The 25,046-nt window shown below is 47.6% G+C and carries 20 protein-coding genes; 11 read left to right on the top strand and 9 right to left on the bottom strand.

What is annotated here, in order from left to right; all coding sequences use genetic code 11:
* The first annotated feature begins 31 nt into the window (after nt 1-31).
* The 3 genes from rbfA to NC997_RS08905 all read left to right on the top strand — a co-directional run bounded on the left by rbfA (nt 32) and on the right by NC997_RS08905 (nt 2,641).
* Nucleotides 32-433, top strand: a complete 402-nt coding sequence (gene rbfA, locus NC997_RS08915) for a 30S ribosome-binding factor RbfA (protein WP_190414734.1) — start codon at nt 32-34, stop codon at nt 431-433.
* 5 nt (nt 434-438) lie between these two features.
* Nucleotides 439-2,103, top strand: coding sequence for a glycoside hydrolase family 3 N-terminal domain-containing protein (locus NC997_RS08910; protein WP_190527574.1), 1,665 nt, complete (start codon nt 439-441; stop codon nt 2,101-2,103).
* Nucleotides 2,104-2,398: 295 nt separating this feature from the next.
* Nucleotides 2,399-2,641 (top strand): DUF4327 family protein, encoded by a 243-nt coding sequence (locus NC997_RS08905; RefSeq protein WP_190414732.1) that lies wholly within the window; start codon nt 2,399-2,401, stop codon nt 2,639-2,641.
* A 421-nt stretch (nt 2,642-3,062) separates the two neighbouring features.
* On the opposite strand, the gene NC997_RS08900 is transcribed toward NC997_RS08905, so the two are convergent.
* Both NC997_RS08900 and NC997_RS08895 read right to left on the bottom strand, forming a co-directional pair.
* On the bottom strand, nt 3,063-3,455 hold the full coding sequence (locus NC997_RS08900; protein ID WP_190414731.1) for a hypothetical protein: 393 nt from the start codon (nt 3,453-3,455) through the stop codon (nt 3,063-3,065).
* A gap of 247 nt (nt 3,456-3,702) precedes the next feature.
* Nucleotides 3,703-4,044 carry a hypothetical protein gene (locus NC997_RS08895; RefSeq protein WP_190414730.1) on the bottom strand — a complete coding sequence of 114 codons (342 nt, stop codon included), beginning with the start codon at nt 4,042-4,044 and terminating at the stop codon, nt 3,703-3,705.
* A gap of 145 nt (nt 4,045-4,189) precedes the next feature.
* Here NC997_RS08895 and NC997_RS08890 point away from each other — a divergent pair, with 145 nt between their 5' ends.
* Nucleotides 4,190-5,122: a cation diffusion facilitator family transporter gene (locus tag NC997_RS08890; RefSeq protein WP_190437619.1), complete on the top strand. Its 933-nt coding sequence runs from the start codon at nt 4,190-4,192 to the stop codon at nt 5,120-5,122.
* A 200-nt stretch (nt 5,123-5,322) separates the two neighbouring features.
* Here the strand turns inward: NC997_RS08890 and guaA are convergent, their stop codons facing one another.
* Complete coding sequence (gene guaA / locus NC997_RS08885) at nt 5,323-6,870, bottom strand: glutamine-hydrolyzing GMP synthase (RefSeq protein ID WP_199292247.1); 1,548 nt, start codon at nt 6,868-6,870, stop codon at nt 5,323-5,325.
* A 238-nt stretch (nt 6,871-7,108) separates the two neighbouring features.
* Nucleotides 7,109-8,269, bottom strand: coding sequence for a cobalt-precorrin-5B (C(1))-methyltransferase CbiD (gene cbiD, locus NC997_RS08880; protein WP_190414728.1), 1,161 nt, complete (start codon nt 8,267-8,269; stop codon nt 7,109-7,111).
* Between the two features lie 124 nt (nt 8,270-8,393).
* Between cbiD and NC997_RS08875 the strand changes: the two genes are divergently transcribed.
* The 3 genes from NC997_RS08875 (at nt 8,394) to NC997_RS08865 (ending at nt 11,037) form a co-directional block, all read left to right on the top strand.
* Complete coding sequence (locus tag NC997_RS08875) at nt 8,394-8,726, top strand: hypothetical protein (RefSeq protein ID WP_206753361.1); 333 nt, start codon at nt 8,394-8,396, stop codon at nt 8,724-8,726.
* 498 nt (nt 8,727-9,224) lie between these two features.
* Nucleotides 9,225-10,721, top strand: a complete 1,497-nt coding sequence (locus NC997_RS08870; protein ID WP_242031376.1) for a DUF4157 domain-containing protein — start codon at nt 9,225-9,227, stop codon at nt 10,719-10,721.
* Between the two features lie 94 nt (nt 10,722-10,815).
* Nucleotides 10,816-11,037 (top strand): hypothetical protein, encoded by a 222-nt coding sequence (locus NC997_RS08865; protein WP_190527419.1) that lies wholly within the window; start codon nt 10,816-10,818, stop codon nt 11,035-11,037.
* A gap of 97 nt (nt 11,038-11,134) precedes the next feature.
* Here NC997_RS08865 and NC997_RS08860 read toward each other — a convergent pair whose 3' ends face one another.
* Complete coding sequence (locus NC997_RS08860) at nt 11,135-12,349, bottom strand: pentapeptide repeat-containing protein (RefSeq protein WP_190527417.1); 1,215 nt, start codon at nt 12,347-12,349, stop codon at nt 11,135-11,137.
* Nucleotides 12,350-13,170: 821 nt separating this feature from the next.
* Nucleotides 13,171-14,385 carry a pentapeptide repeat-containing protein gene (locus NC997_RS08855; protein WP_190527415.1) on the bottom strand — a complete coding sequence of 405 codons (1,215 nt, stop codon included), beginning with the start codon at nt 14,383-14,385 and terminating at the stop codon, nt 13,171-13,173.
* 793 nt (nt 14,386-15,178) lie between these two features.
* Between NC997_RS08855 and NC997_RS08850 the strand changes: the two genes are divergently transcribed.
* Together NC997_RS08850 and moaA are read left to right on the top strand one after the other, a co-directional pair.
* Nucleotides 15,179-16,606: an MFS transporter gene (locus NC997_RS08850; RefSeq protein WP_347276109.1), complete on the top strand. Its 1,428-nt coding sequence runs from the start codon at nt 15,179-15,181 to the stop codon at nt 16,604-16,606.
* A gap of 44 nt (nt 16,607-16,650) precedes the next feature.
* A complete protein-coding gene (moaA, locus tag NC997_RS08845) occupies nt 16,651-17,637 on the top strand; it encodes a GTP 3',8-cyclase MoaA (RefSeq protein ID WP_190527411.1) in 987 nt (328 codons plus the stop codon).
* Nucleotides 17,638-17,698: 61 nt separating this feature from the next.
* On the opposite strand, the gene rpsD is transcribed toward moaA, so the two are convergent.
* The 3 genes from rpsD to NC997_RS08830 all read right to left on the bottom strand — a co-directional run bounded on the left by rpsD (nt 17,699) and on the right by NC997_RS08830 (nt 22,394).
* Nucleotides 17,699-18,307 carry a 30S ribosomal protein S4 gene (rpsD, locus tag NC997_RS08840; RefSeq protein ID WP_190414721.1) on the bottom strand — a complete coding sequence of 203 codons (609 nt, stop codon included), beginning with the start codon at nt 18,305-18,307 and terminating at the stop codon, nt 17,699-17,701.
* Nucleotides 18,308-18,414: 107 nt separating this feature from the next.
* Nucleotides 18,415-18,855: a response regulator gene (locus tag NC997_RS08835; RefSeq protein WP_339380773.1), complete on the bottom strand. Its 441-nt coding sequence runs from the start codon at nt 18,853-18,855 to the stop codon at nt 18,415-18,417.
* Nucleotides 18,852-22,394, bottom strand: a complete 3,543-nt coding sequence (locus NC997_RS08830; protein ID WP_190527409.1) for a PAS domain S-box protein — start codon at nt 22,392-22,394, stop codon at nt 18,852-18,854. Before NC997_RS08830 ends, NC997_RS08835 begins: the two co-directional genes overlap by 4 nt.
* Before the next feature lie 124 nt (nt 22,395-22,518).
* Here NC997_RS08830 and NC997_RS08825 point away from each other — a divergent pair, with 124 nt between their 5' ends.
* On the top strand, nt 22,519-23,463 hold the full coding sequence (locus tag NC997_RS08825; RefSeq protein ID WP_190527407.1) for an ABC transporter substrate-binding protein: 945 nt from the start codon (nt 22,519-22,521) through the stop codon (nt 23,461-23,463).
* Nucleotides 23,464-23,717: 254 nt separating this feature from the next.
* Nucleotides 23,718-24,872 carry an acyltransferase gene (locus NC997_RS08820; protein ID WP_190527405.1) on the top strand — a complete coding sequence of 385 codons (1,155 nt, stop codon included), beginning with the start codon at nt 23,718-23,720 and terminating at the stop codon, nt 24,870-24,872.
* The last annotated feature ends 174 nt before the right edge of the window (nt 24,873-25,046 follow it).

Raw genomic sequence — 25,046 nt, 5'->3', positions numbered from 1 at the left:
GCTCACACTGTCTTAAAGGCAGCAGATGATTATGGCTACAAGTCGCCGCGTTTCTCGCGTTGCCGCATTGATTAAACGCGAAATCAGCCAAATGCTGCTAACCGAAATCAAAGATGATCGCGTGGGTGCTGGCATGGTCAGCGTCACCGATGTGGATGTGTCAGGCGACCTACAACACGCTAAAATCTTCGTCAGCATCTATGGCACCGAGGAAGCAAAGGTAGAAACGATGGCTGGGTTAAGAGCAGCAACTGGCTTTGTCCGCAGCGAACTCGGTCAACGGTTGCGGCTGCGTCGGACACCAGAGTTACTGTTTCAGGAAGATCGTTCTCTGGAAAGGGGCGATCGCATTTTGTCTTTGTTGAATCAGCTTAATCAAGACCGTCCGGCTGCGAGAGTGGAAGAAGAAGACATCGTTGAGGCAGAAGATTGAAATCTGTGGCATTGCTGCCGGAGTGGGAATCGCTCTCTCTAGCAGAACAGGTAGCGCAAATGGTCGTGGTACGGGCGTCAGGCTACCTGTTCGACCACCAAATTCAGTATCCAGATTGGGAACCACCGGCGGCAGTTCTGCAACACTGGGTGCAGGATTTGGGCGTCGGGGGGGTCATTTTGTTGGGAGGCAGTGCTGGAGAATTAGCACTGCGATCGCAACAACTCCAAGACTGGGCAAAAACCCCCTTGCTGATCGCGGCTGATATTGAAGAAGGCGTCGGACAACGCTTTTCTGGGGCAACTTGGTTTCCGCCACCGATGGCAATCGGGGCAGTATTCCGGAAAGATGCCTCTCTTGCCTTGAAATACGCCGAACAAATGGGAGGCATCATCGCCTCAGAAGCCCTAGCAATTGGCATCAACTGGGTGCTTGCGCCGGTTGTGGATGTGAATAACAATCCTAATAATCCAGTGATTAACGTCCGGGCGTTTGGCGAAAACCCAGAGGAAGTGACTCAACTAGCGTCTGCTTTCATCCGGGGGGCGAAAGCTTATCCGGTGTTAACGACTGCTAAGCATTTTCCCGGACATGGCGATACGGCGGTGGATTCCCATCTAGATTTGCCCGTCTTGCCCCATTCCCCGGCACGACTGGCTGAGATTGAGTTACTGCCGTTTCAAGAAGCAATCGGTACAGGTACAGCCTCCGGTGTAGATGCCGTAATGAGTGCCCATCTCCTGATCCCGGCTTGGGATGCCGAACGCCCTGCCACCCTTTCCCAACCGATTTTGACTCAACTGCTGCGGCAACAGCTGGGATTTGAAGGATTAATTGTTACCGATGCATTGGTGATGGGAGCGATCGCCAACCGCTATGGAGCAAATGAAGCTCCAGTCTTAGCTGTCGAAGCCGGCGCAGATATTTTGCTGATGCCAGTCGATCCTGCGGGTGCTATCCAAGCGGTGTGCGACGCGGTAGCACAGGGACGCATTTCAGAGGCGCGAATTCGTGCGTCTGTTGAGCGTATCTGGACAGCCAAGCGCCGAGTCCAACAAGGCACAGCACAACCGCCTGTAGAGGCGATCGCGCCTGAAGTCCAACCAGCGCCTTCACCATTCCCTCCCCATCTCCTCCAACTAGCTCAACCACACGCCCTCGCCACATCTGCCAACATCGTGCGAGAGGCGCTCGTCGTTCATGGCGAAATTCCTTTACTTCCCAGTCAGGGCAACTTACGCAACTTAATCGTGGTGGATGACACCCTGAATTGTGATTTTCTCGATAAACAAGCACCGGCTGTGGCTCTGCCCAAACAGCACGGCTATCAACTCCAACTACTCGATCCCCACACCACCTTAATTCCTGGCTGGGTGTTTTATCATAAATCGGGTTTAAACGCCCAACCAACCCTACTCCAGCTGTTCATCCGTGGGAATCCTTTCCGAGGCAGTGCTGGCTTGACACCGTTGGCTCAGGACTTGTTTAAAAAACTCTTAGGAAATGCCGAACTCCAAGCGTTAGTGATTTACGGCAGTCCTTATCTTCTGGAACAGTTTCTTCCACACCTGCCCCCGCATATCCCTTGTGTGTTTTCTTACGGGCAGATGCCAGCAGCTCAGGCGATCGCCCTTGAAGTTTTGTTCGGTGCCCCAGCTCTAAGCATTTAGCAACTGTGCAGCACATTGATTAATTTTGTTAATCAATGTCATAACCGTTATCACCGATTATTTACAGTGTCTTCAATTTGAAAATACAGGCTTAATTATAAATAGACCCGTTCTTCAACAATTTCATCAGCATAAGGATATATTTTTATGTCAAAGTTCCCTGACTTTTGAAATCCTTATTAAACGAATAAATTCATTTGTAACTTGATATACTGTTCAAAAATTATTTCCGCGCTAAGCAGTATTGGATTATATTAAGTTATAGTCGTAGCTCGTTAGTTTCGAGGCTGAGACCATGACTGCTGATATAATGCCGCCTAAATCATCTGTGCAATACTCCATCGACGTTCTTCAAGAAGAAGCCCGTCAATTGGTGGAGAAAGGAATTGTGACTCGTCAGCAACCCATCTACGTTCTGTGCCAGTACATCCCTGCACGGGAGTGGGTTTGTGTTGAGTGTGAATTAGAAAGATGCAATATCTTACTCCGCGATCGCATCGGCGATCTGATGGGGCAAGAACAATGGGACAACGATTGATATTTTTTTACCTTTAAGACAATCCTACAGTTCCACTGGAAACAGTGAAACTCAGGACAAGCTTGATTCCACGCTTGTCTCAACTTAAGGAAAGACTGCTTTTATTCTTTCACCTGTTGATTCTTAATTAGCCTGGTTTGGAGAATATTCTGATTCTTTCTAGTGCGAATAATTAAGTTCGCTTCTTAGACCTATCCAAAAAGTGAAGATGCCATTCTGAGCAAAACGTTGTGGAGCGTTGGCGTAACGTTGTCATCAACAATCGCGCTGCGATCGCGCAAATCTCTTTGCAGGATCTCTGCTCAAACCGAGATGCGTGACAACACTTCAACTCCTTCGTTTTGCTCAGCACAAACCTTCGGATAGGCTACTAGGAGCAAGCCTAATAAATGCTTTGATAAAGCTGCTAGCAATCCCCGACCTAAATCCCTGAGTTGGGGTCGCGCAGCTTTTCTAACTCAGTTCGCATTGCAGCAATTTGTGCAGTTAGCTCCTCTAGCTCCAATTGCGTATCTGGCTGGGCAACCGTTGTCACCGGCGTTGTCGCAGGGCGGCTCGGAGTTCCAGAAGATTGTGTGCTAGCTGCATCATTGGCTTGCGCCATTAGAGAATTCAGGAAAGTGCGGGCTTCAAGCTCCGTAATCTCTCCTTTTTCTGCTAGTTGTTGAACCACCAGATTGACGTCTGACTTTAACAGCTCAAGATTTTGCTCTCGCTTTTGAGTGTCTTGTACGCTCTCAACTAGAGAAGCGGTTGCACCCAAAGTAACGCGAAATCCTTTTTGTACTAACTCCAGCAGATTATTAGAGTTCATTAGATAAATCAGTCAGATTGAATGAAGGTTAGACAGCCCTTAGCGATCGCTTTCGATAAATAACCGCTCGGCACCACTCACTTTTAAGTTTCTAGCTTTCGGCTTTCCGCCAAGCGAGTAAACAAACGCAGGATCTGGCGTCTTAATGCTACCATTTAGTACACACAAAGGGACATTTTGCTGACTTCTTAGGGGAGTAGCATCCGTCCTAAGAAAGAATCTAAAGAAACCATTTGCCCGCCCAGTTTTAGCCCATCTGTTCTAAATACTGATTAACATCCTCAATTAAGCGAGTGAGTTCTGCCTCCGTAGTCAGGCGAATGCGGTCATCTCGGAGGGAGATCAAAACTTTAGCGGCAAAGGGAGTCGGCCAGATATTAGGATTGCAGAAAATCTCTAGAAAGACATCCCCCGTGTATCGATATTCCATTGGTTTTTGGGGATTGGTTTTGCCGCCGCCACCTGCAATGACTTTGAGACTCTGCATCAACTGAGCGATCGCGCCTTGTAAATCTTGGGCTGCCTGGGGCGTAAAGCTGAAGGAAACAGAACCTTCAACTAAGTTGAGGATGAGTTTTGAAGAAGACATGAGCAATCAAGAGTTTTGAATTGTGAATCAACTTATCACTCATAACTTAGAACAGACAGCATTTACAAGAGGATAGATGCAAGGTGAAGCCACAAGCTTTAGACTGAATGCCATAGAACTCTAAATGGCGAGTGAGGAAAATTCTGTGGTAGCAGATAACCGCTCGGCAGTGCGTAAGGTTTTAATCATTACCCTACTGCTCAACCTGTTCGTAATGACGTTGAAGGCAGTGCTGGGGTCGTGGACGGGTTCTCTCAGCTTGCTAGCGGATGCCTTGCATAGCGTTACCGATAGCGCCAACAACATTTTGGGATTAATTGCCAGCCGATTTTCTTCACCTCAACCCGATCGGGATCATCCTTACGGACACCAGAAATTTGAAGGTGTGGGAGCGTTAGGAATTGCTGCCTTCTTAGGAATTGCCTGCTTTGAAATTCTGCAAGGGGCAATTGAACGAATTCTCAGCGGTGGTGGTAAACCCGTCATCATTTCCCCCTCTGAGCTGTGGTTACTGCTGATTGTGCTGGGCGTGAATATTTTTGTCACGTTCTACGAACGCCATGTTGGGCAGCAGGTAGGCAGCCCCATTTTAATTGCAGATGCCCAGCACACCATGAGCGATGTCTGGGTGACAATTGCTGTTTTGGGTGGGTTGATTGGCGTCTGGCAAGGACAGGTATTGAATCTGCCGCAACTTCAGTGGTTGGATATTATTCTCTCCTTTCCCGTTGCCTTGTTAGTGTTTCGCAGTGGTTGGAACGTGATTAAAGATAATTTGCCCTGGCTAGTCGATGAGATGGCGATCGCGCCCGAAGCCATTCATGGGATCGTCATCCAAGTTCCAGGAGTGATTAATTGTCACGAAATTGCTTCTAGAGGCGTTGTTGGGCGTCAGGTATTCATCGAAATGCACTTGATTGTAGACGTCACCGATGTAGAAACTGCCCACCAAATTACAGAAGAAGTCGAGAACCGCCTAAAAGAAAGATTTAGCCCCGTCCGAATTTTGATTCACATCGAGCCACCTGCTTACCAATCCGATCAAATTACCTACGAAGCAGAATCAAAATCTAGGTAGTTTTCCACAGATGAGGGGACTTTTCCACAGAATTTTACGAGTTTTCCACAAAAGTTAAAGAAAACATAATTTATTTCAAAATCCAGTTGAACCGCTCTTTCAAGCCAAAAAGAGACAGAGCTTTCACTCCGTCTCTTAAACTTTGCGTACCTTGGCGCTAACCTTTGGGTACCTTTGCGTTAAAAATTCTTACTACTTTATTATTCCCACTCGATAGTTCCAGGTGGCTTAGAAGTAATATCGTAAACCACTCGATTCACACCCCGAACTTCATTCACAATTCGGGTGGAAATCGTTTCCAACAAATCGTAGGGAACACGCGCCCAGTCTGCCGTCATGCCATCTTCGCTAGAAACAAAGCGCAAGACAATCGGGTAAGCGTAGGTGCGCTGATCGCCCATTACGCCTACGCTGCGGATCGGCAGCAACACGGCAAAAGCTTGCCAGAAGTCGTGGTACATCCCCTGGCGATTAATTTCCTGACGAACAATTAAGTCAGCATCCCGCAGGATATTTAACCGTTCTGCCGTCACTTCGCCTAAAATGCGAATCGCCAGTCCGGGACCAGGGAAGGGTTGCCGTTGTACAATTTCCTCTGGCAATCCAATCGAGCGACCGACTTTTCGCACTTCATCTTTGAACAATTTTCGTAAAGGTTCGATCAACTTGAAGCGCAAGTCTTTGGGCAAGCCGCCGACGTTGTGATGACTCTTAATTTTCACTGCCACCCGTTCGCCACTTTTGGGATCGACGTTCGTGTCGGCTGATTCAATCACGTCCGGGTAGAGAGTACCTTGGGCAAGGTAGTCAAAGGGGCCAAGGCGTCGAGATTCTTCTTCAAATACGCGGATAAATTCGTGCCCGATGCGGCGACGCTTTTCTTCAGGATCGCTAATTCCTTCAATTTGATTGAGGAAGCGATCGCGTGCTTGCACATACTCGACAGAAATGTGAAATTGCTCGTGGAACAGCTTCACCAACCGTTCTGGTTCATACTTACGCATGAAGCCTTGGTCGATAAATACGCACGTCAGTTGGTCGCCAATTGCCTTGTGCAGCAAAAAGGCAAGCGTGGAAGAATCAACGCCGCCAGAAAGTGCTAGCAACACCCGCTTATCGCCGACTTTTGCCCGAATCTCTCGAATCGACTCCTCAACAAACGCCGCTGTTGTCCAAGTCGGTTCGCAGTCGCAGATGTGATAGACAAAGTTACGGATTAAGGCAATTCCCCCAATTGAATGGACGACTTCGGGGTGGAATTGAACTCCGTAGAGCTTTTTCTCGTGATGAGCGATCGCTGCGGCTGGCGTATTTATCGTGTGTGCCAGCACTTCAAACCCCGATGGCATCTTGGTTACAGAGTCCCCGTGGCTCATCCACATGGTCGTGCCATCTTCCACATTGGTGAGCAAATCTGTGGGATCGTCAATCAATAGCGACGCCTTGCCATACTCACCCCGGTCAGCTTTGGTGACTTCCCCACCTAATTGCTGCACCATTATCTGCATCCCGTAACAGACTCCCAGGACGGGAATCCCCAGGTTCCATATTTCCGGATCGCAATGGGGGGCACCCGTGTCATACACTGAACTTGGGCCACCAGAGAAGATAATCCCCTTGGGATTTAGCTGTCGTAGCTGTTCGGCAGTGGTGCGATAGGAAAGAACTTCCGAGTAAACTTGTGTTTCCCGAATCCGACGGGCAATCAGTTCAGAATACTGAGAGCCGAAGTCAAGAATCACAATCATTTGGCGATTTAGTTGCCCCAAATACTCGATTTGAGGCGGTGTTTCAGTCTGGAGAGTCACCGGCTTATCCTGAGTAGGTAGAGTACAGATGTACAGATAGTCTTTAATGGATTAAAAACTGGCTAATTGTTTATTGCTATTAGCCAGTCTTCCATGATTCGATTACGCCACTGACAATAGCGGCAGATAAAAAACTTCTTTATTGCTATTTATTAAGTTGATGTGTATTCATATAAAACTAACACACTTGATACAGTAACGAGGTACCTGTTTTACTTTTAACGATAATTTGGCGATCGCGGTCAAACAGGACGGAACCGACCGTAACGAGTTGTTCGCTGTGAGTGCGGATGTAATCGTGCGATCGCTTGTCAATGCTTTGAGCGATCGCGCCATAAACTTGCCCCACCCAATCGGTACTACCTGCTGCATCCAATTGGCGCAGGTATTTCAAGGCGTCTTCAGCAGTGGCACTCTTCAAAACTGCCTGCAATACCGGCGTTGGTAAACCGAGATTCGCACAATGAGCGGTCAAAATTTCCTGACGTCCATCTGCCAAGTGATGATGGGTGTGAAAAATCCCACCCGCAAGTTTCATCAATTTTCCGTGGTAGCCAAATAATAAGATATTCTTGACTTTTTGCACTCCTGATGATGCTAGCAATGGTCCCAGCCAATTCGCTGTCTTAATCATTCTTTCTGGATTGATTCCCAACCGCTGGGCTAAATCTAAGCCATTTTCCCCGATACAAAACACCAAACAATCAAAACAGTTAGCCTTCTGTTGCAGTTCCTCTCGGAAAGCCTCCAGTTGTCCGGGGGCACTCAGCGGTTGGGAAATGCCGCTTGTTCCGAGTAAGGAGAGTCCTTCCACAACCCCAAAGGCTTCATTTGAGGTGCGTTGAGCGAGTTTACGCCCTTCTGGCAAAATAATCGTCACCTGGATTTTCTCGTCAGGTTCCAGCATCCGCTCCAAATTCTCTCGGATCAGCCGCTGAGCATAACGATAAATAGCAGGTTGATCGTCAGCACTCACCAAACGCCCGATCCCTTCACCGCCTTTGATCGTGACTGAGGGCGGAGGATCTAAAAACTCTTTTTGTTCATTATTAATTTTTAATCCTTGATTTTTAATTTCTACCAGCGCCCAGACTGGCGTGTTGCGGGTAAGGTCAAGGTTATCGCCAGGATCGCTACGAGCGATCGCTAACGCCATCCCTTCACCGATACCGGCAACCTGCTCAATCGGAATCAACACCGTTTCGGCGGGTTCAATTAAATCCACTGGCACGGCGTCCAACGGTGACGCTCCTTGCTGCAACCAGCGCAAGGCGGCAACAGCAGCGGCACAGGCAAACACGGGCAATGTATATCCAGACCGGGGTTGGGGACAGATCATTGTTTAATAGCGATCGCAAACACTGACAAGCGTGACATTTGACATCAGAACCTTCGGGATTTTAGTGGAATGTGTTTGTAGATAGGTTGTGTTCTTTGATTGACGACACGTTTTAGAAAATCCCATGAAAGCCATTATGAACTCAGTCACCAAGCCCCGCGCTCAAGTTAGCTGCCAGGAAATTCGCCCTAGCACAGTGGTGCTAAGACCCAGCGGTTGTCTAGATAGTGTTACCAGCCCCGCTTTCAGCAAGTCTCTAGAGAAAGCCTTGGAGTTGGCAACTGACACTGTTGTAGTGGATCTGCTGTCAGTTAACGCCGTGAAAAGGGACGGAGTCAAGTGCTTACTAGCTGGAATGAAGCGAGCCGTAGCACTAGGCAAGAATCTTTCGATTGAATTTCTGGATGTGGCGACGCAAACCGTTCTGGAATCGGCTCAGAACAACTTTGCGTTATAGCCGTTGTCAATGAGCGTTCAGTACATCGGGAGGTTAACACAGAGCTAGCTGTGTTAACCTCCCGATGTATTAAATACAAGTGAGAACCGCTCAATCATCCCAGTTGTGAGCCAAGATAGAGAAGCATATTTTTTTGGAGCGGACAAAGTTAACGCCTCACCTTACTGCTTTGTCCGGTTCAGGAGTCACTTCATCAGTACACGTGAATTCAGCAATGGCAGTCTTTTCAGAATCCATTCGCTTGTTATTGGTCATTAAAGCGATCGCCTTAACGAATTGACTAGGAAAAACGGTTCTCAACTCAACATTTGGGTGGTATAGATTTCTTCTCCAACAGTCGATTTATTACATTGTGTTGCTATATCTAACTCTCCGAAATTAGAAAACCCGTAAATATACTCTACTGATCCCGTGAGTTCTCGCTTAGGTTCTATCTATGAGCCTGATGGCTCTCAATTATTCCTTAACTGAACTAAATAGAAGAAGTTATTTGTGACTATGGCAACGCGATCGCACGACCCCCAAAAAGCTCCGCAAAATTCTACTTTCGTACCAGTTAACAGCCAGTTTAAGCCGCGCCCTTTCCCGGTTCAGGAGAAACCCCAAACTCACGAAACACCAGATATACAGGCACAGATGGAAAGTGCCCAGCGCTTTGGTCACAATTTTGCAAATATCTCTATATCTGCTCCTAACAGCTCAACACCGCCACCGATTCAACCGAAACTCACGATTGGAGAGCCAGGAGATAAATACGAACAGGAAGCAGACAAGACAGCAGCAGAAGTGGTGCAGCGGCTTCATGCACCCATGCCGAGTTATGGAAGGGATCTTAGCCAGCCCGAAAGTCAGTTGGCTCAAACCATAAAAGCTGGCATGGTGCAAAGCTCCAACGCGATGCATCAACAGGGAATCCCGAATCATCAAAACAAATTGATGAGAAAGTTGGATGTACCCACCCTGCAACGCGAGGTGATGCCAGAAGAGGAAGAAGAAAAAGAACTCCAGATGAAGCCGATGATACAGTGTCAGTCTAGTGAGGATGGCAAACCCGCCTCACCGGATCTTGAAGCAAGCATCCAACAGGCACGAGGAAGCGGACAGCCACTGGCACAGAGCATCCTGGAACCGATGGAGCAGGCATTTGGGGCTGACTTCAGTGGGGTGAAGATTCATACGGATGCTCAATCTAACCAGCTGAATCGCTCAATCCAGGCAAAGGCATTTACGACTGGGCAAGATATTTTCTTCCGGGAGGGAGCGTATGAACCGGGAAGCCGGGGTGGGCAGGAGTTGATTGCCCATGAACTGACTCATGTTGTTCAGCAGAATGGCAGTGCAGTGCAGCGATCGCTGCAACCGCAGCAAAAGTCCGTTATTCAGCGCCAAGGCGATCAAAGTCCTGCACAGTCAACAGCAGGATTTAGTGGAGATGTGGCAGGAGATTTAGACAAACTCTACAAACAAGCAGAAGAAGCTCAACCGGAACTGTACGAAAAAGTCACTCAAATTGCCAGTGAGACATCTGGAGTAGCAAAGCTACCTCAAGCCTTAAAAGGGCGAGAACGAGCAATGGAGAAAACAATGGCTGATTACAAGGGGGATGTTTCTAAATTAGTAGATATTGCACGCGGTTCTATAGTTTACAAGTCATTTCCTGACTTAATGGGTGGGCTAGATGTCTGCAATAGAAATTTAACGCTGGTGCGAGAAAAGAATCGCTTTGCACAACCTACCCCAGCTGGCTATCGCGATATTCTTCTAAACGTTCAGCTATCAAATGGTCATATTGCGGAATTGCAACTCCATCTAACCCAAATTCTAGAGGTTAAGTCAGGTGCAGGGCATAAAATATACGAAGAGGTTCGGAAAATAGAGGCAGCAGCTCAAACAGCCGATCGGGCTTTAAGCTCAGAAGAAAAAGCAAAAATTGATCAGCTTAATGCAGAAGCAAAAGCACTTTACGATCAGGCTTTAGCTAACGCGGGTGGATGATTGACATTGACTGGATAACTCAAAGTAATGTCGGTATGCACTCAATAGAATCGGTACAAGCAGCGAATCAAGTTAACTAGCGGATCATCATATTATGGACTTACCACTCTACTGCATTGTAGGAGATCGACCCGTTAAGGCAATCGAGACCGAAGACGGGGGCATGGATGTTCTTGCCTATGAGTGGGATACTGGCGAGTTTAAGCGTGCAATGCAGTATCTTTCAAAGATTACTTTGGGAGACGGGGAAATAGATTATGTTTCTGAGCAAGAGTTTGAGCAGTATGTCGAAAAACTGCGTAAACAAGCATCATAGGCAGTAAAACCCCTGCAATCATCGTGCAGGGGTAAGGTATCAGGTAGAAGATAACGATCGATCAATGATTGTTATCGCAAGTTGCCACCGATCTCAATCAACCGCCTAATAAAGCCCTTGCCTTCGCTTCAGCAGGGACAATGACTTTGTTCTTAAAAGAGGCGATCGCTTCCTCAAAAGCGTTATACCAATATGTTTCCAATACCCAAGGATAGCGTTGGAAATCTTCAAACATCGCGTATTCTTTCTGGGCTGAAGTATGTAGTAATGGCTGCACTGGCACCGATTGCAGATTGGGAATAATGGCGTGCAATTCTTGAGGAATACTTCTAGGATCGGTGAGATCGGCAATGATGAACCGCGAAATTTGAGCCAGCGTCGAGATGGTTTCCGTCAGGTCTTTATCTGTCGATGTCTCGCAGTCTATAACCACTGGCAAATAGTTATATTTGCGAAGTGCATCCAAGATGGGCTTGCGCTCCTGGGTGCAGCGACCTAGAACCAGTATGACTTTAGAAGAGATAGTGTTATTGAAATCGGGGATTTTTTGAGTGTTGAGCAGCCGACTGATAAACTCGGCAACTTCCAGATTGTCCACTGCGATCGCGGGTTCACTGCCAGAAGTGATGGCTAGACTCAACTGCTTGGCTCCCTTCAGTTTTAATCCCAAAGTGGAAATTCCACAAATTGAACACTCCTCAAGGTTGGCTCCCTCTAAATTTGTCCGCACCACTTGAGCCTCACTCAAGTTTGCCCATCTCAGGTCTGTCTTGCGGAAGTCTGCCACGCTGACAACTGCTCGTCTCAGGTTTGCCCATCTCAGGTCTGCCCCACTGAAGTTGGCTTCACTGATTTCTGAATTGCTCAAGTTGCTTCCGCTCAGGACTGTCCCTTTTAAGTTGGTTTTGTTGAATTTTGCCTTGCTGAGATTGGCAGCACTTAGGAGTGCGCCATTGAGGTCTGTCCCATCTAGGAGTGCGCCGCTGAGGTCTGCCCATCTCAAGTCTGCCCCGCTGAGGTTGGCTCTACTGAGGTTGGCTCCGCTCAGGTTAGCCGAGGTCAGATTAGCCCCGCTGAAGTTGACTAAGGAGAGGTCTGCCCCACTGAGATTGGCTGTGCTGAGGTTGGCTCGTTTAAGGTTAGCCATCTTTAGGTCTGCTCGGATTTGAGGATTCTGTTGTCTTTCCTCATTCCAGGCTTTCACTCCTTGTTTGAGCAGATCCAATTGTTGCTTATTTGTCCGATTTTTCAACCGGGTTTCAATCTCAATTCCTGTCGGGTTTGTTTTAAAATCTATGTTGTTTTTTGCCATATAGCTTTCCATAAATCCTCTCTAAATTCACAAACATTCAATACTTGAACTCAGATATCCAAACATACTTCAAGTGATTGCGACCAGCGACTTTACGCTTTTGCTGGCAGCTAATTTTTGTAATTTTGGATTTAACAAATTAAGTAACTACGTAATTACACGTAAATGGTTTAATTTGATGATCTATATCTTAAGGAATACGCCTTGAGTCTGACTACCATTAAGAGTACATATTTACACAATCTTTAAACAAGTAGTATATTTACTGAGCTTAAAGATAAAACTTGCCATAAATGTTACTAAGTATACAGACAAGAATGACATAATATGTAGAACAACAAAAAAGGCTTTTGTTTTGAACTAGGTGAGATTACGGGGGCACACCAGAAGAAGAGGGGAAAAGCGATCGCATTTAGCGATACTGCCAAGGGTTTTATTTAGACTAAAAAGCATACTGTGATTGCTTTATAGCCGTTCTTGGATAAGGTGAAAAACATTTGTCAGTTTAATCGCTTTGTTATCGGCTTCGCGATCGCTCATCCGCTCGGTACGCAATTCTAGAAAAACTACTCGGTAAAATTAAAACTCAGTTTCCGCCGAAGTAAGCAGAGCTTTGTCAAGAGCCTTGCCAGTTTTTTTTCGACACGCGCCCGCAAATTCCGGAAAAACTTACCAGATGTGCCATGCCAATAGAGACGGGAGTTTGTAGTTTTAGCTACGAACCCCGTTTCCGTAGTTACGGAAGACATTCTAAGCAAGATGGCGATTTCAGCAAACAATCAATCAGCGTCAGCCATCGTAGAGGTAAGGGATTGGCATCCCTAACGTCCGCTCAGTAAATCATTCGCCTTTGCCTCAGCAGGGGCAATAATTTTTTCTTCTACAGAAGCGATCGCATCTTCAAGATTCTGATACTGGTAAATGGGTTGAGCGTAAGGATATTCCTGAAACTCCTTCAACACAGCTACCTCTTTGCTATCCACGCTATCCACTTGCACTAACGGTTGCACCGGCACCAAAGGGATACCCTGGAGAATTTTCAGTAATTCTTGGGGGATGCTGCTAGCGTCCGTGAAATCCACAATCATAAACTTCGCCATCCCAACTACGGTGGAGATTGCTTCTGCAAGTTCCGGCGTCGCTGCTTTTTCCAACTCCACCGACAAAGGCAAATAGTCATGTTGGCGAAGGGCATTGCGAAGCCCCTCCAGAAAATCTTTCCGCCCATCTGCTTTGAAACTGCCCAAGATCGGCACGATATTGGAGGCTATTGAGGGAAAAACCTCGCGGATTTTCTGGTGATTCAGCAACAAGTACATAAATGTCGCCACTTCCAGATTATCCAGTGCGATCGCTGGATAATCTGGCGGAGTAATCACCAAATTTGACTGGTTGGCTCCTTCCAACTTTAACCCCCAAGACGAAATCCCATAAACTAAACAACCCTCTAGGTTTGCATTCTCAAAGTTAGTCTTGAGCAACCTTGCCCCCATTAAGTTAGCCTCACCCAAATTCGTCCCGCGCAGATCGGCTCCTTGTAAATCCGCCCCAATTAGATTCGCTTTAAACAAATCCGCCTCGCGGAGGTTCGCCCCGATTAGATTGGCTCCCCGCATATCTACCTCTCTAAGGTTCGCCCCAACCAAATTCGCCCCAGACAAATCAGCTTTACCCAGGTAGACCCAGTGCATATCTGCACCTTCAAGGTTTACTCGGCTCAGGTTCGCCTCAAAGAGGTAGGCTTCGCTGAGATTAGCTTCAGTGATATCTGCCTCTGACAAGTCCGCTTTACTCAGGGATGCTCCCCTCAAATCCGCACCCCGAAGGTCTGTTCGATGCAGAGATGCCTGCATCAGATTGGCTCCACTCAGGTCAGCACTGCACAGAGACGCCCCCGCCAGGTTAACTCCACCCAAATCTTCCTGGCGTAAATCGACTCCAATTAAATTTGGCGGGATTCCCGGACTCAATTTACGCCACTTATTCCAAGCTTCTACTCCTTGCTTGAGTAAAGCTCGCTGTTGCTTGTTTGCCATGCACTTCAGCTCCCCTCTCTTTTGGCAGATGCGATGATTTTTGGTTAGGCACCCCTAAAGGGTACCAACGATGTCTTGGCGGTTTAAATCGGTTCTCCTGCGCCCTGATATAGAGATGATACTGGTTACAAATTCTCAAAAGACTACTGAAATCGCCGTTTTCTGAAAGAAAAGGCTTTGGACAATGGCAGTTCGAGCAATTCATTAACCGGCTTGTAGATATTCACTGAGGTTTCTTGGGAACCCTAGAAGAGGCAGCGACTCTACTCTGACGAAGAGAACCGAGATTTCAAGTGCTGTTACTCGCCAGTCCGTCTTTGGGTAGAAAAAGTGGGAAAGGGATGTTTAAGGGAGAAAAGTTTGGCGCTCAATTTTTCCTCCACTCAGACAAATCTAACCCCTGAATCCTTCCTTACAAGGCCAGGGGAAACCACGAAATCAGCGTTTTCTAGGGGAAAGGTTAAGTGAAGATGTATTGGTTTTACGTCCACTGGTCTGATACACAATTGCTACCATTTATTAACTAGCGGCAGAGAGATTTAATTATTTTGAATGTTTGTTTCAAAGGATTGAGAAAGTTATCTGACTGCGGGAAGCTGCCCAACCTAGAATTCTCAGTCTATCCTTCTAAAACGTCCATCTTCGAGCCAAGACAGACAAGGCTGTCGTCCGTGCTGTCGGCAAGAGGGTTCTTTAATAGAGACAAAGTCAGTGGTTCCCTATTCCAGCCTATCTAAACCAGTCGAGGAGTTTACCGTTGCAAGTCCCAGCTGAAACCGTATCTCTTCCAGCTTTGGAGGTTTTAGAAACTCCCGCCGCTTCCCCGCTGGTAGTTTCTTCCAATTCACCTTCCAAACTTTCCAAACAGGTAATTCGGTCTAGCCTAAAAGCGTCTACTTGGGATGCTGTCTTTGCTGTCGTGTTTGGCGGCATTACCGGCGGCGTCCTGCTCAGTAATTTCTTACTCCAATTAGGTGCAAGCCCAATGGAGATTGGGATGTTGTCGTCCGTCCCCATGCTGGTGAATTTGCTGCAACCACTGGGAGCGTATCTGTCAGAACGAACCATCAGTCGCCACTGGTTTAATGTCTGGATCTACGGCCCGTCGCGGCTGCTGTGGCTAATTTTAGTGGCGGGAATTGGTTGGAGTTGCTGGCACCCAACGAATTCGCCCAACCTGGTCAGCTGGACATTAGCAATCGTCTTGGCAACCAATATCATTGGCAGCTTGGGCAGTGCTAACTGGCTCAGCTGGATGGCGGCGTTGGTTCCGGAACAGTTGCGGGGGCGATATTTTGGCTTTCGCAACAGTGCTATCAGCTTGACCACTCTGCTCTCCGTACCCCTGCTCGGTCTAGCCGTGTCGGTTTGGCCTGGCGGGCCGCTTCAGGGATACGGTGTGGTCTTGTTCTTGGGAGTCATCATTGGGTTAATTAGTTTGGGCTGTCAGTTTTTCATGGTGGATGTGAATCCCCAGACGCAGCACGGCACTGCTGACGAGGCAGGGGAAACTGAGCGTTGGGGAACTGCGATCGCTCTGCTCAAAAATGGCAATTTTGTCAGGTTTCTGCTTTACTTTAGCTTTTGGGCATTTGCGGTTAATATCTGCACTCCTTTCTTCGGTCTCTACCTGCTGGACAACCTGAATATCGATGTCAGCTGGGTAACGCTCTATAGCAGCTTAACGGCGGCGGCTACCTTGGTAATGATGGTGGTATGGGGGAAGCTGGCAGACCGAATTGGGAATCGTCCACTTCTGGTATTTGTGGGGGTGTTGGCAGCACTGACACCTTTACTCTGGCTGGGGCTGGGAGCTGACCCAGTTTCGGTTTGGGTTTGGTTCCCGCTTTTACACCTGTTCATGGGTGGCACCTGGGCAGCGATTGACTTGTGTACCAACAATTTGCAAATGGCTGTGGCAGCAGGACGCCATCAATCTGCTTACTTTGCGATCGCTGCGGCGGTTGCGGGTGTCAGTGGCGCACTGGGAACGACTGTCGGGGGATTTCTGGCTGAGTTGGACAATTTCGGTGGCTTGCCAACCGTGTTTGCTCTGTCTGCTGTTTTACGACTTGTGGCTATCCTGCCTTTAGTCTTTGTCAAGGAGCATCGCAGTCATCCGATTCGGAAGGTTTGGCGATCGCTCATTTCGCCGAAACTGCAACTTGTGCCGCTTCGGGCCCCAATTACTGTAGATCCACTGACAAATGGATCAGAATAAAGGTAGAGGTTAGGGGTTGGTGTTCTCATCAACCCCAAAAAAACATGAATCAGGTAGACTACCTTCGGATTAGCTTAATTGACCGCTGCAATTTCCGGTGTCAGTACTGTATGCCGGAGGGTGCTGAGCTTGACTACATTTTGCAGCAACAGCTGTTAACTGATGAAGAATTGCTCACCCTGATCGAAGAGGTATTTATCCCGGTAGGATTTACTCGATTTCGTCTAACTGGGGGCGAACCGCTACTGCGTCCGCGGGTGGTGGAGTTGGTGGAGGCGATCGCGTCCCTGCCGGAAACGCAAGACCTCTCAATGACCACCAACGGGTTTTTACTCGCCCCAATCGCCCAACAACTCTACGACGCCGGGTTGCGACGCCTGAATATCAGTCTGGATTCGCTCAATCCCGAAACCTTTGACAAAATTATCGGCAATCGCGGTCGTTCTCAGTGGCAGAAAGTTTGGGACGGAATTCAAGCCGCCCATCGCGTCGGGTTCGATCCTCTGAAGCTGAATGTGGTGGTCATTCCCGGTGTGAACGACCAAGAAGTGCTGGATCTGGCTGCGTTGACAATTGACCGGCATTGGCACGTCCGGTTTATTGAGTTTATGCCAATTGGCAACGATCGGTTATTTGTCGGAAATGGTTGGGTGGCATCCGCCGATTTGCGCCAACGCATCCGCGACATCTTTGGATTGACAGAATCTTTTGTTCGGGGTAACGGTCCCGCCGATGTCTTCCAGATTCCCGGAGCCAAAGGCACGCTAGGATTTATTAGTCAGATGTCCGAGTGTTTTTGCGATCGCTGTAACCGGATGCGTCTATCTGCGGATGGCTGGTTGCGTCCCTGTCTGCTGAATGAGACGGGTCAAATTGACCTAAAAACCGCCCTCCGCGCCGGTGTTAATACAGCCGAACTCCGCAATCAAGTGCAGCAATTGCTGTTAATGAAACCAGAGATTAACTATAAGCAGAGAGATGCTGGCACGACTGGTGCGTATAGCCGCACCATGTCGCAAATTGGGGGCTAAAAAATAATTTTGAGTTTTGAATGAGTCCTGAATTATTCAAAACTCAAAACTCAAAACTATCTTAAGCTTGGCGTGAGTAGTACTCAACCACCAGCAGTTCGTTGATTTGCAGCGCGATCCATTCGCGCTCAATCACGCCGTTGACTCTGCCAGTCATCTTGGTTTTGTCAAACTCTAGATGGCTGGGCATATTTGCCAAACCTGGATATTCCAGGTTCTGTTGCACTAACCGGCGAGATCCTTCCTTATCTCGGACACTGATGACCTCTCCCGGACGGCACTGATAGCTGGGAATATTCACCGCACGACCATTCACCAACACATGACCGTGATTGACTAGCTGACGCGCCCCAGGAATCGTGGGAGCCATCCCCATCCGGAAAACGGTGTTATCCAGACGCATTTCTAACAGTTGCAGCAATGCTTGACCCGTGGAACCCGTGGCGCGACGTGCTTTCCGCACGTAACGCAGCAGCTGCTTTTCACTTAAGCCATAATTGAAGCGGAGTTTCTGCTTTTCCTCTAGGCGGACAGCATACTCTGAGCGCTTCTTGCGGGCTTGACCATGCTGTCCTGGTGGATATGCACGGCGGGCTGATTTGCGAGTTAAACCGGGCAGATCGCCCAGACGACGCACAATTCTGAGGCGTGGGCCTCGATATCGGGACATATAGCTTCCTCTTGTGTACCCTTCAGACTTTAACCAAAACTATCATTGTAAGCCCAATCTAGGAGAAATTAAAAGTGAGCAGAAAAATATTTTTTGGTTCGCTTTTTCTATTCTGGGGGGAGTTTGACGATAGTGAGCCAGAAGTCCTCGATTGACTGCACCACCCGCAGGAACCGATCTAGGTCAATCGGCTTACTGATGAAACAGTTGGCATGTAAATCGTAGCTGCTGAGAATATCTGGTTCGGCTTGGGAGGAGGTCAGAACGATGACGGGAATCCTTTTAAGCTGGTCATCCTGCTTGATTTCTGCCAACACTTCAATACCGTTGCGCTTCGGTAAATTGAGGTCAAGGAGGATAATATCGGGACGAACGGCATTGGCATACTTTTCTTCTCTTTTGAGGAAGGCGATCGCTTCAACACCATCCCGCACAACATTCAGGTGATTCCCAACCTGACTGTCTCTAAATGCTTCTTGGGTGAGACGAATATCCCCTTCATTGTCTTCAACTAGCAAGATTTCTACGGGTCTATTACCCAAATTCACCTTGGGTTCTCTCCTGTTCTGGGAATTGTAAAGTAGAATACACTTCCCTGTCCCCATTCAGAATCCACCCAGATCCGCCCACCGTGTCGATCGACGATTTTTTTGCAGATAGCTAAACCCATTCCGTTACCAGGATAGGTTTCGCGTGCGTGCAAACGTTGAAAGATGACAAAAATTCGTGCTTGATGAGCCGGGGCAATCCCAATACCGTTATCGCGGACTGAGAAGACCCATTCATTTTCGCTTGTTTGAGCGGAAACGTGAACCTGGGGGGGGGCATCTTTACGAAACTTGATTCCATTCCCAATTAAGTTCTGTAACAGCTGTCCTAGTTGAGTGGCATCCCCCCGCACCGATGGTAGGGGATCGTGGGTAACGGTAGCATTACTTTCGGCGATCGCAATTTGCAGATTTGCGATCGCTTCCTCAAAAGAGCGATCGCAATCCACCATCTCAAATTCCCGACTTCGCGTTCCCAGGCGCGAATACTCCAACAAATCTTGAATCAGCCGTTGCATCCGGTTCGCACCATCGACGGCAAAATCAATAAAATCGTCGGCGTCCTCATCCAGTCTCCCTTTGTAGCGCCGAGACAGAAGCTGGGTGTAGCTGGCAACCATTCGCAGCGGTTCCTGCAAGTCATGGGAAGCTACATAAGCGAATTGTTCCAGTTCCGCATTAGAACGAGCGAGTTCCTGTGCTTGTTTGAAGAGAGCCTCCTCCATCCGCTTACGCTCAGTGATGTCAATGACAAAGCACACACCTTTATCTTGAGATCCTTCCAGCACAGCACCGCCGAGCAAAACAGGGATGCGACTGCCATCTTTACGAATATATTCCTTCTCAAAGGGGCTACAAATCCCCGTCGCGGCTAGCTCCTGGATGCCCTTTTCATCGAGATAGTTATATTCCACAGGAGTCATCTTTTTCCAATGCACTTTCCCTAAAAGCAGATCCTCCCGCGTGTACCCAACCATCTCTAAGAAGGCGTTGTTGGCTTCTGTAACGTTACCTGACACATCCCAGAAGAGAATCCCAATCATGTTGGATTCAACGATGCGCCTAAACCGAGCTTCGCTTTCTTGTAATGCCTCCTCGGCTCGTTTGCGTTTGGTGATGTCGGTGGAGATGCCGCAAACTCCATAAGGAACTCCAGCCGCGTCGCACAGGGGAAACTTAGTCGAAATGTACGTGTGTAGTCCGTCATCTTGAGGCACAACTTCTTCCCACTCCACAGCAGTTCTGGCTTCAAGTACCTTTCGATCGTTCGCCCGAAATACATCCGCCATTTCTTTGGGGAAGAGATCGTAATCAGTCTTGCTTTTAACCTTTTCTCCATCAATATGAAAAAGAATTTCAAACTGGTGATTAATAAAAATAAACTTGCCCTCAGTGTCTTTGAGGTAGATAACTGCCGGAATGTTATCTAGAATCGCCTGCAACCGCGCCTCGCTTTCTCGCAGCGCCTCCGCCGTATGTTTCTGGTCGTCGATGTCTGTGCAGGTGCCGAACCACTTAACGATTCGTCCGGTAGGATCTTTCATCGGCACTGCGCGAGTTAGGTGCCAGCGATATTGTCCGTCCGCAGCCCGTTTGAAGCGATTTTCGATTTCGTAACTCTCGCCCGCCTCCGCAGATTGATGGCACCGCTGTATCGACACCAGCCGATCGTCCGGATGTAGGACAGAGAACCATCCGTCACCCTGGCTTTGTGAGAGGGTTAATCCGCTGTAATCAACCCAGCGCTGATTGACGTAATCGAAATCACTATCTGAGTCTACAGTCCAGACTATCTGCGGGATGGATTCAGCGAGAAAGCGATAGCGCTGTTCGCTTGCTTCGGCTAATTCACGAGCTTCCTGTTCGCGGAGCAAGAGTTGGGCGCGTTCTTCTTCTGCCCGCTGACGCTCGCTGATTTCACTTTGCAATGCTTGGTTGATCAGCCTTAGCTCTGCTGTCCGCTCGTTCACTCGCTCCTCAAGATCGGCGTTCAGGGTGCGAATGTGTTCCTCTATCTGCTTGCGTTCGGTGATGTCGGTGGAAATTCCACAAACGGCATAAACAACGCCACTAGCGTCATAAAGGGGAAACTTGATTGAAATGTAGGTGTGTAACTCATCGTCGTGAGGGGCGACTTCTTCAATTTCTATCGGAATTTGGGCTGCGAGTACCTTTTGGTTATTCTTGACAAAGGCATCGGCGATCGCATTCGACCAGATATCGTACAAGCTTTTACCAATCGTCTGCTCTTTATTCAGGTCAAACAAATCTTCACACCTGCGGTTGATCAGCAGAATTCTGTGTTGAGTATCCGTTAGATAAATCAGCGCTGTGGAATTATCTACGATCGCCTGTAGCCGTTCCTCGCTTTCTCGCAGTGCCTCCTCTACTCGTTTGCGCTCAGTGATATCGTGCATGGCAACAACCGCACCCAGCTTTGTTCCCTGCGAATCAAAGAATGCCTGTCCGCTCGCTAGTAAGGTGCGAAATTTGCCTGAATTTGGGGCGATGACCATTTCTACATCGCGGACATGCTCCCCTTGTAACGCTCGAAACAGCGGGATATCTTCCCGCTTCATAGGCGTTTTGCCGTCGGACAGATATAAATCGTAGTATTCTGCCCACTGCTCAGCCGGAAGCGGTTGTTCTGGCAAGCCATGAAATGCTCGTGAAGCCTGATTAAACAGAGTTAGGACACCATTGGCATCACAAGCAACGATTCCGGCTTCTACGTTATCTAGCAATACTTTTAAGAATTCTCGTTCTTTTTGGAGAGCTGCCTCGGCGCGTTTGAGATCGCTGATGTCGCGGCTCACAACCAAGGCAGTTTCGATTTCACCTTGCTGGTTGAACTCCGGAACCACACGCGATTGAAAGTTGCGGAATCCGTTTACCGTGACAGTCTGGAATTCAATCGCTTGTTCTTGACCTGTTTCAAAAACCATCCGCAGGGTATCTTCCCAAAGCTGGCACAACTCTTTGGGTGAGCCAGCTTCTTCAGGAGTCTTGCCGATGAATGCCAGCGCTGGCATTGCCGTGCTCCGCTCGACAAATGAATTGACATATACATAACGCATTTGTCTGTCAAGACGCATTATCGCATCGGGCGCATTTTCAAGCACGGCTTTGGATTCCTGCTGGCGGTGGGAGAGTGTCTCCTCTGCTTGCTTGCGTTCGGCAATTTCGCTTGCCAATTGTTCGTTGGCTTGCCTCAATTGTGCTGTACTCTGCTCGATTCGCACCTCCAGTTCTGCATTGAGTTGGCGCAGTTCTTCTTCTGCTTGTTGCCGTTGGGAGTCTATGGTTTTTAATGCTTTATCATTCCACCAAACCAGGATGCCAAAAACCACCGCGTTCATCACTCCAAGGATTGCCAGCCCGATGTCGCTGTGGGAGTGCTGTGGAAATACATTCTTGAGGAAAGGAAGCTCGAACAGCCAATCGAGCATCACCAAACACCCAAGTGGAAACGCGATCGCGATCGCAGCTGGAGACGCGATTTGCAGGAAAGAAAGTAGACGAGAATGAGATTGAGGCATATTCGTGGTTTAGCCCTAACCAAAGGAGCTGTTTTCTTTAACGGCGTCAGCGCCATCCTGGAACTGTTTGATAGCAAGAATTGATGATGAGTTCTCGATCGAGGCTGCTAAAGGAGTTGGAAAAGTGACTCATTCAAACCTAAAAATTGTCTCTCTGATTCCCAGCGCTACGGAAATTTTAGCGATCTTGGGGCTAACTCAGGCGATTGTCGGGCGATCGCATGAATGCGACTATCCGCCAGAAATCCAAAATTTGCCCGTCTGCACCCAGCCCAAATTTAACCCCGAAGGCACCAGTCCGGAAATTCACGATCGCGTTACAGATTTGTTGCAATCTGCGTTGAGCGTTTACCAAGTCAAAACCGACGTTCTGGAACAGCTGCAACCCACCCATATTTTGACTCAAGCTCAGTGTGAAGTCTGTGCTGTCAGCCTCTCAGAAGTCGAGCAAGCGGTTGCTACGCTCACGCACTCTCAGCCGCAGATTATTTCCTTACAGCCTAATTTTTTAAGCGATGTCTGGGCAGATATTCAACGAGTCGCTGATGCCTTGGGTATCGCTGCGCCACCCGTGCTAGCTGGGTTACAGTCTCGCATCGACGCTTGCGTGCAAAAGACGCAAGCACTTCCTGACAGCGCCCGTCCTACAGTTGCCTGTATCGAGTGGATCGATCCCCTGATGGCAGCGGGAAATTGGATTCCTGAATTAGTCAAAATGGCTGGAGGTCAATCTCTGTTCGGTGTTGAGGGTGAACATTCGCCGTGGTTGAAGTGGGAAGCGATCGCCATCTCTGACCCCACTGCGATCATCTTCATGCCCTGTGGTTTCGATTTAAACCGCACTCGCGCTGAGGCAATGCCGCTACTCCAACGTCCTGAATGGCAAAGCTTACAAGCGGTACAAACCGGCAGAGTTTACATCACCGATGGTAACGCCTACTTCAACCGTCCTGGTCCCCGTTTGGTAGATTCTCTGGAAATCTTAGCCGAAATTCTGCATCCCGAAAGCTTCCATTTTGGATACGAGGGTACTGGCTGGGAGTGCTTATTAAATCATTCTCCGGTATAGACTACATACTTTCTTCACAAAAAAATCTATCTTAGGGCTGACCTCTCTCTACTATCCAGATGAAGATAGTAGTTTAGAAGTGCTGTTACCTGAAGGTGTGTCTGCCCGGATCTAGCTGAGGGTTGATTTTTTCGTCTGACTCGCTGCGGAACTTGCAAAGAAGTTGCACGTAGCATGACAACGGAAATATCGGATTTCTGTAGTCTTTACGGAAGCTATATCCTTGACTTTATAAAACAGGCATTGCTGGTTCCATGAATTATGCAGCACTGCAATTAAGGGGAACTACCAAGATTATGAAGCCTGTCGAAGAATTACAAATTTTACCAAGCAAGCCGGAACCGTTATCATGCACTAGACTTGACTGGATTGATTATGCCAAAGGCATTGGCATCATTTTAGTTGTCTATGTCCATGTTTTGACCAATTTAAAAAATGCTGGAATGGGAATGCATGATTTATTTCATGATTACTCTTTTAATTTTATTTCTAGCTTTCATATGCCACTTTTCTTTTTTCTTTCCGGTTTATTTGTAGAAAAAAGCTTATTGAAGGGTAACAAGAAATTCTGGGGGGATAAATTCAATACAATTGTGTATCCCTACTTACTTTGGTCTGTTATCCAAGGTAGTATTTTGGTTTTGATGTCAACCTACACGAATAATCCCATTAAATTGCAGTTTAAAGATTTACCATTTTACATGGCTTTTAACCCCATTCCTTTAATTACTCTTTGGTTCTTATATGTTTTATTTGCGTCTTATTTAGTCTTTGCGATCGCTCGAAAATTTATCAATCTATATATATTGCTTTCTTTCTCTATTTTAATTTACTTGCTGAATCCCTATGCGCCTAGCGAAATTCTGACTAAATTCATGAGTATGTTTGTGTTTTTCGTCGTTGGGGTAACTGTGGCACGCTGGTTGCACAACGACTTGAGAAATATTCCGAGTACCTTGTATAAATTGAACAAGCAGCAAATTGGCGCGATCGCGCTGATATTTGTCATCTTTCAAATGACACTTTTACAATTTGGTTTAAGCGAACAACCAGGAACTAGATTTTTTATGGCATCTGGAGGAATCATAGTTACCCTAGGCATATCTTTCTACTTGGCAGAAACCAAAAAATTAGATATTATTCGCTACCTGGGTTTTTTATCGATGCCCATTTATTTAGCTCATATGTTAGCAATGGGAGCGACTCGAATATTCCTCCAAAAAGGTCTTCACATCAATCATGTGGTTTTACATATCATTCTGGTAACTATTTTTAGTCTAATATTACCAATCCTGTTGTACGAGCTAACAAAAAAGATAAAATTTCCTTACCTATTTTCTTTAAGTAAGCGTTCAGCCTTATCCTCAGCAATTTTGGCAAAGAAAGGTACTCAAGCATTACAGCAGTAAGATTGGGATTACTACCGCCCTCAAGGTGTCAGTTGAAAGACGAGGGTTTTCTTCGCGTGCTTTGTGTCTTCGTAGTTCAAAAATTGTTTTTTAAACCACGAAGACGCGAAGATAAAATTCTGCCGAATTGGCATGATTTACCAGATTTTTTTCTCACATTGACAGAGTTAGATA

This window comes from Trichocoleus sp. DQ-A2 (assembly GCF_039961915.1).
Lineage (GTDB): Bacteria > Cyanobacteriota > Cyanobacteriia > Cyanobacteriales > FACHB-T130 > FACHB-T130.
This window is presented reverse-complemented; position numbering and strand designations above follow the sequence as displayed.